The sequence below is a fragment of the Actinophytocola sp. genome (assembly GCF_035712165.1).
Lineage (GTDB): Bacteria > Actinomycetota > Actinomycetes > Mycobacteriales > Pseudonocardiaceae > DASYTH01.
Window position 1 is genome coordinate 1 of the sequence record NZ_DASTBH010000336.1, and the last position, 5991, is coordinate 5991.

Consider the following 5991-nt stretch of genomic DNA (forward strand, 5'->3'; position numbering starts at 1 on the left):
GGTAGAAGTGGTCTAGACCTCGTGCGTACGGTGGCCTCGACCACTCCGACCCATTCGAGGTGACCCATGTCGACACCGAGGTGGGGTGCGGCCCTGCTGGTCGGCGCCCTGTCCATCACGCTCGTCGCGGCGACGCCGGCCGGCGCCGAACCAGCCCGGCACAGCCATGTCCAGACGGTCGGCTACTACACCCAGTGGAGCATCTACGGCCGCAACTTCCTGGTCCGCGACCTGGTCGCGAACGGCACCGCCGCCAAACTGACCACCCTGAACTACGCGTTCGGGTTCCTCGACGAGACCGGCGGCTGCGTCAGCGTCGACCCGTGGGCGGACTACCAGCGCCCGTTCAGCGCCACGGAGAGCGTCAGCGGCCAGGCCGACCAGCCCGGCCAGGCCCTTGCCGGCAACCTCAACCAGCTCAAGCAGCTCAAGGCCCGGTTCCCGAAGCTGCGGATCAACATCTCGCTCGGCGGCTGGACCGGCTCCCGGTACTTCTCCGACGCCGCCCTCACCCCCGCCTCCCGGGCCGCGCACGTGCGGTCCTGCATCGACCTGTGGCTCAACGGAAACCTGCCCGGCGCACCCGGCGCGGCGGCCGGCGTGTTCGACGGGATCGACCTGGACTGGGAGTGGCCGGCCAGCGAAGCCAACCCGGGCAACGGCATCCGCCCGGAGGACAAGCAGAACTTCACCGCGCTGCTGCGGGAGTACCGCGGTCAGCTGGACCGGCTGGGTCGCGGCACGCACCGGCGGTTCGACCTGACCGCGTTCCTGCCGGCCGACCCCGCCAAGATCGACCGCGGCTTCGAGGTGCGGAAGATCTTCCGGTACCTGACCTTCGCCACCACCCAGGGCTACGACTACCACGGCTCCTGGGACCCGATCACCAACCAGCAGTCCGCGCTGCGCACCCCGGCCGGTGACCCGACCGAGCCGAAGTTCAGCACCCAGGTGACGATCGACACGCTGCTGGCCGCCGGGGCGCCCCGGGACCGGCTGGTGCTGGGTGTGCCGTTCTTCAGCCGGGGCTGGACCGGAGTGAACCCCGCCAACAACGGGATGTTCCAGCGGGCGCAAGGACCCGCGCCGGGCAGCCTGGAGGCGGGCGTCGAGGACTACCGGTTCCTCAAGCCGCAGCTGGCCAACTTCACCGTGTACCGGGACAACCGCGCCGGCCACGCCTGGCTCTTCGACGGCACCACGCTGTGGACCTGGGACGACCCGGTGGAGCTGACCCGCAAGGCGCGCTACGTCAAGGACCGCAGGCTGGGCGGGGTGATGATCTGGTCCCTCGACGGCGACACCCCCACCGGTGAACTGATCTCCGCCCTCCACCGCGCCCTGCCCCACTAGCCGCGCCAGGTAGGGACTCGCCGACGGCAAACGAGATGCCCGGCGAGTCCCCACTTCCAGCCCCGCGAGTTCCCACTTCCAGCCCCGCGAGTCCCCACTCCGCGCTCCGCGAGTTGCCGGTTCAGAGCTTGCGCAGGGCCGCTTCGAAGTCCTCGGTCAGGTCGGCGGCGTCCTCGATGCCGACGCTCACCCGGAGCAGGTCGTCGGTGATGCCGATCCGCTCCCGGTCCTCGGCGCGCATCCCGGCGTGGGAGGTGAGGGCGGGCCGGGTGATCAGCGACTCGACCCCGCCCAGGCTCGGCGCGCTGTACGGGATGCGCAGCGCCTCGGTCAGGGCCTGCGCCGCGTCCACCCCGCCGGCCAGCCGCATGCTGAGCATCCCGCCGAACCCGGACAGCAGCCGCGCGGCGTGCTCGTGGTCCGGATGCGTTGTCAGGCCCGGGTAGTGGACCTCGGCGACCTTCGGGTGCTCGGCCAGGAACCGGGCCAGGGTCATCGCGTTGTGGTTCTGCGCCCGGACCCGCAGGCCGAGCGTCTTGAGCCCGCGGGCGAGCAGGAACGCCGCGTGCGGGTCCAGGCTGCCGCCGTAGAGGTTGAGCGTGTGGCGCACCCGGTCGACCAGCTCCGCCGACCCGGCGACGGCGCCGGCCACCAGGTCGGAGTGCCCGTTGAGGTACTTGGTCGCACTGTGGAACACCAGGTCGAACCCGATCGACAGCGGCCGGAAGTTCACCGGGCTCGCGAACGTGTTGTCGATGACCGAGGTCAGGCCCTCCTGCCGGGCGAACGCCACCACGTCGTGCAGCCGGGCCACCCGGATCATCGGGTTGGTCAGCGTCTCCACCAGGAACATCCGGGTGTTCGGCCGGCGCGCGGCCGCCCAGGTGTCCGGCCGCTGCGGGTCGACGAACGTGTAGCTCCAGCCCAGCGCCTCGGCGTTCTGGGTGAGGAAGTCGAACGAGCCGCCGTAGAGGCACTCGCTGGCCAGCACGTGGTCACCGGAGCGCAGCATCGTGTGCAGCACCGTGGTCAGCGCCGCCATGCCGGACGCGGTGGCCAGCGCCGCCTCGGCCCCCTCCAGCGCGGCCAGCTTGTCCTGCAGGTACACCTGGGACGGGGTGGAGTTCAGCCGGATGTACTTGATGTCGTGGTAGTGGGTGCCGGGCTCGACCGTGTAGACGGTGCCCTGGTAGATCGGGAAGACCAGGGAGCCCTCCGGGCCGGGCCGGCGCTCGCCGCCGTGCACGGCGAGCGTGTCGAAACGTGCGTCGTCACTGGGATGCGCCATGCCTCCACCGTGCCGCATGGCATCCCCGCTGGTAAAGCGGGTTCTACCTAGTCATCCGGCCACTCGCCGGTGACCTTGCGGTAGCCGGCCGCGCCGCCGCGGTCGATCGCCGCCTTGACCAGTCCGTAGATGGCGCCCTGCACGGTGGCGGCGATGAGCACCTGGCGCCAGCCGTAGTCCCGCGAGGTGGCCGACGGGGGCTCGTCGGCGCCGGTCGCCACCTGCCAGACCTTCTTGAACGCGGCGCTGGCGGCCAGCCCGCCGAGCACCCCGAACAGCATGCCCAGTGGTTTGTAGAGAAGCTTGTTCATGCCGGACGGTTACCCCGCCGTGCGGGTTCTAGACCCAGTGGTTGTCGTGCCGCAGGAAGAACTCGACCCGCTCCTCCTCGGTGAGCTGCCGGCCCGCGGCCACCTCGGCCAGCGTCTCGAAGTAGTCCTCGCGCGGCGCGCCCGGGGTGAACAGCAGCAGCATGGACGCGGGTTCGTCGCCGGGCACGTTCTTGAACCCGTGGATGCCCCCCTGCGGCACGTAGAGGAAGTCGCCGGCGGTCGCCTCGATCCACTCCTGGCCGTTGTAGAGCCGGACCGTGCCGGACAGGATGTAGAACGACTCGGTGATGGTGCGGTGGAAATGCGGGTCCGGCCCGGTCACGGTCTCGCCGAAGTTCCAGCGGTACATGCCGAACTGACCGCCGGTCGCCGCGCCGGTGGCGAGGTAGTCGACCGTGCCGCCGGTGGGGTAGACGACGTCGGTCGGGGTCTTGTCGGGCCGGAACTGGACGTCGATCTCGCCGGTGTCCCCGAGGTACCGAGGTTCTGGGTAGGACATGGCTCCACCCTGTCATACCGACGCTCGGCTTAACCGCTTTACCAGCGGCTCCGGTGAGATCACGGTCAGCGCCAGGGGATTGACGCCCGGTACGCACAGTGGTTCGCTTGCCGTTACTTATCCGGTTCAGTGAACTGCCCGCAACCTCGCTGTTGAGGAGAAGGTGAAACCATGAGATACCGGTTCAGGTCCCTGTGCGCGTTCGCCGTGGCCGCCGGCCTGGCACTGGCCGCGTGCACGAGCGGCGGCTCCGACTCGCCCGGGGGTGTGCCGGGCGGGCAGGCCAACGCCCCCGCGTCCTATCCGCGCAACGAGACGCTGTTCACCAGCGGCACGCAGTGGGGTCCGCCGGCCAACTGGAACCCCGTGATGAACTGGACCTACGCCACCGGAACGCTGGGCTACGTCTACGAGACCCTGTTCCTGTACGACCCGCAGACCGACAAGTACGAGCCGTGGCTGGCCGAGAGCGGCAGCTGGACCAGCGACACCAGCTACGAGGTCAAGCTCCGCGACGGCGTCAAGTGGACCGACGGCCAGCCGCTGACCGCCGCCGACGTGGTGTTCACCGCCGAGCTGGGCAAGATGAAGTCCGTTCCGTACAGCAACCTCTGGAACTACCTGCAGAAGGCGGAGGCGACCGACGACCGCACGGTGCGGTTCACCTTCGGCGCGTCGCCCAACTACCAGCAGTGGGCCAACTGGATCTACTTCAACGCGATCGTGCCCAAACACCTGTGGGAGAAGAAGTCCGAGCAGGACGTCACGGCCGGCGCGAACGAGAACCCGGTCGGCACCGGGCCGTACAAGTACCAGACGCACGACCAGGACCGCATGGTCTGGGTGAAGAACGACAGTTGGTGGGGCCGGGAGAAGCTGGGCCTGGACGTCAAGCCCAAGTACATCGTGGACATCGTCAACTCCAGCAACGAGGCCGCGCTCGGGCTCTTGCTGCAGGGCGGGATCGACCTGTCCAACAACTTCCTGCCCGGCATCGCCACGCTGGTCAAGGGCGGCTACAAGCTGCAGACCTACTTCCCGGAGGCTCCGTTCATGCTCTCGGCCAACACCACCTGGCTGGTCATGAACACCAAGAAGAAGCCGATGGACGATGCCGCGTTCCGTCGCGCGCTGGCCAACTCGATCGACGTCAACAAGATCGTCAGCGGGGTGTACGGCCAGATCGTCCGGCCGGCGAGCCCGACCGGGCTGCTGCCGATCTGGGACAAGTACATCGACCAGAACGTGGTGCGGGAGTTGGGTTTCAGCTTCGACACCAACCGGGCCAAGGCGATCCTCGCGCAGGCCGGGTACCGGGACACCAACGGCGACGGCCTGGTCGAGGCCCCCGACGGCTCGGCCATCGCGCTCTCGCTCGCGGTGCCGACCGGCTGGACCGACTGGCAGGAGTCGATCCGGGTGATCGCCGAGGGCGCCAAGGCGGCCGGGATCAACGTCAAGACCGACTTCCCGGCCGACACCGCGATCCAGGACATGCGCGCCAGCGGCAACTACGACATGATCCTCAACAACGAGCGCCAGATCGACAACACGCCGTGGACCTACTACGACTACGTGTTCCGGCTGCCGGTCCAGGACAAGCAGACCACCGTCAACTTCGGACGGTACGAGAACCAGCAGGCCTGGGACCTGGTCAACCAGCTCGACCGCACCAAGGTGGACGACGTCGAGGGGATGAAGCGGATCACCTCGCAGCTGCAGCGCGTGCAGCTCACCGAGATGCCGGTCATTCCCTTGTGGTACAACGGTTTGTGGTCACAGGTGAGCAATGCCGTGTGGACCAACTGGCCGTCCGCGGCGGACAACGCGCCGAAGTACCTGCCGACCACCTGGCGCGGCTACCTGCAACGCGGGTCGATCAAGATGCTGGCCGACCTGAAGCCGGCGCCGCCGGCCCAGAAGTAGGCGCACCGCGGTGCGACGCTACTTCGCCCGCAAGCTCCTGATCTACCTGCTCACCTTCTGGGTCGCGGTGACGGTCAACTGGATGATCCCCCGGTTCATGCCGGGGGATCCGATCGAGAGCATGCTCAGCCGGGCCGGGGTGCGCACGCCCGAGGCGGCGGTGGCGATGCGGGAGTACTACACCCAGTTGTTCGGGCTCGACGTGCCGATCCTGCAGCAGTACCTGTCGTTCTGGGCCGGGCTGCTGCGCGGCGATCTCGGCATCAGCCTGTGGTTGTTCCCGCAGCCGGTGGTCACGGTGATCCTGGACGCGGTGCCCTACACCCTGGGTCTGCTGATCCCGGCGATCCTGCTCAGCTACTACGCGGGCAACAAGTTCGGTGCCTACGCCGCCCGGCGCCGGATCATGGACAACGCCGTGCTGCCGGTCTGGTACGTGCTGACCGCCACCCCGTACATGTGGCTGGCCATCCTGCTGGCCTGGGGCCTCGGCGTGGTCGCCGGGATCTTCCCGGTCTCCGGCGGCTACAGCTTCCTGCTCGCCCCGTCCTGGTCGTTGGAGTTCCTCGGCAGCCTGCTGGCGCACTGGTTCC

Annotated in this window: 5 protein-coding genes and 1 pseudogene; 3 read left to right on the forward strand and 3 right to left on the reverse strand. The window is 68.7% G+C overall.

The annotated features are described in order from the left end of the window. Positions 1-66 precede the first annotated feature (66 nt). A complete protein-coding gene (locus tag VFO68_RS18955) occupies positions 67-1353 on the forward strand; it encodes a glycoside hydrolase family 18 protein (protein WP_325159650.1) in 1287 nt (428 codons plus the stop codon). A gap of 121 nt (positions 1354-1474) precedes the next feature. Here the strand turns inward: VFO68_RS18955 and VFO68_RS18960 are convergent, their stop codons facing one another. From VFO68_RS18960 to VFO68_RS18970, 3 genes are read right to left on the reverse strand one after another with little or no spacing between them, the layout of a single operon-like run. Beyond that, positions 1475-2641: an aminotransferase class I/II-fold pyridoxal phosphate-dependent enzyme gene (locus VFO68_RS18960; protein WP_325159651.1), complete on the reverse strand. Its 1167-nt coding sequence runs from the start codon at positions 2639-2641 to the stop codon at positions 1475-1477. Between the two features lie 47 nt (positions 2642-2688). Next, positions 2689-2952 carry a DUF4235 domain-containing protein gene (locus VFO68_RS18965; RefSeq protein ID WP_325159652.1) on the reverse strand — a complete coding sequence of 88 codons (264 nt, stop codon included), beginning with the start codon at positions 2950-2952 and terminating at the stop codon, positions 2689-2691. 28 nt (positions 2953-2980) lie between these two features. Then, positions 2981-3472: a cupin domain-containing protein gene (locus VFO68_RS18970; RefSeq protein ID WP_325159653.1), complete on the reverse strand. Its 492-nt coding sequence runs from the start codon at positions 3470-3472 to the stop codon at positions 2981-2983. A gap of 171 nt (positions 3473-3643) precedes the next feature. Here VFO68_RS18970 and VFO68_RS18975 point away from each other — a divergent pair, with 171 nt between their 5' ends. Then, positions 3644-5398: an ABC transporter substrate-binding protein gene (locus tag VFO68_RS18975; RefSeq protein WP_325159654.1), complete on the forward strand. Its 1755-nt coding sequence runs from the start codon at positions 3644-3646 to the stop codon at positions 5396-5398. A gap of 10 nt (positions 5399-5408) precedes the next feature. Beyond that, positions 5409-5991 (forward strand): annotated as a pseudogene (locus tag VFO68_RS18980) (ABC transporter permease); the annotation flags it as partial.

What these genes read in the sequence shown, in the direction of transcription:
- VFO68_RS18955 (WP_325159650.1), top strand. Translation starts at nt 67, where the DNA reads ATGTCGACACCGAGGTGGGGTGCGGCCCTGCTGGTCGGCGCCCTGTCC.
- VFO68_RS18960 (WP_325159651.1), bottom strand. Translation starts at nt 2,641, where the DNA reads ATGGCGCATCCCAGTGACGACGCACGTTTCGACACGCTCGCCGTGCAC.
- VFO68_RS18965 (WP_325159652.1), bottom strand. Translation starts at nt 2,952, where the DNA reads ATGAACAAGCTTCTCTACAAACCACTGGGCATGCTGTTCGGGGTGCTC.
- VFO68_RS18970 (WP_325159653.1), bottom strand. Translation starts at nt 3,472, where the DNA reads ATGTCCTACCCAGAACCTCGGTACCTCGGGGACACCGGCGAGATCGAC.
- VFO68_RS18975 (WP_325159654.1), top strand. Translation starts at nt 3,644, where the DNA reads ATGAGATACCGGTTCAGGTCCCTGTGCGCGTTCGCCGTGGCCGCCGGC.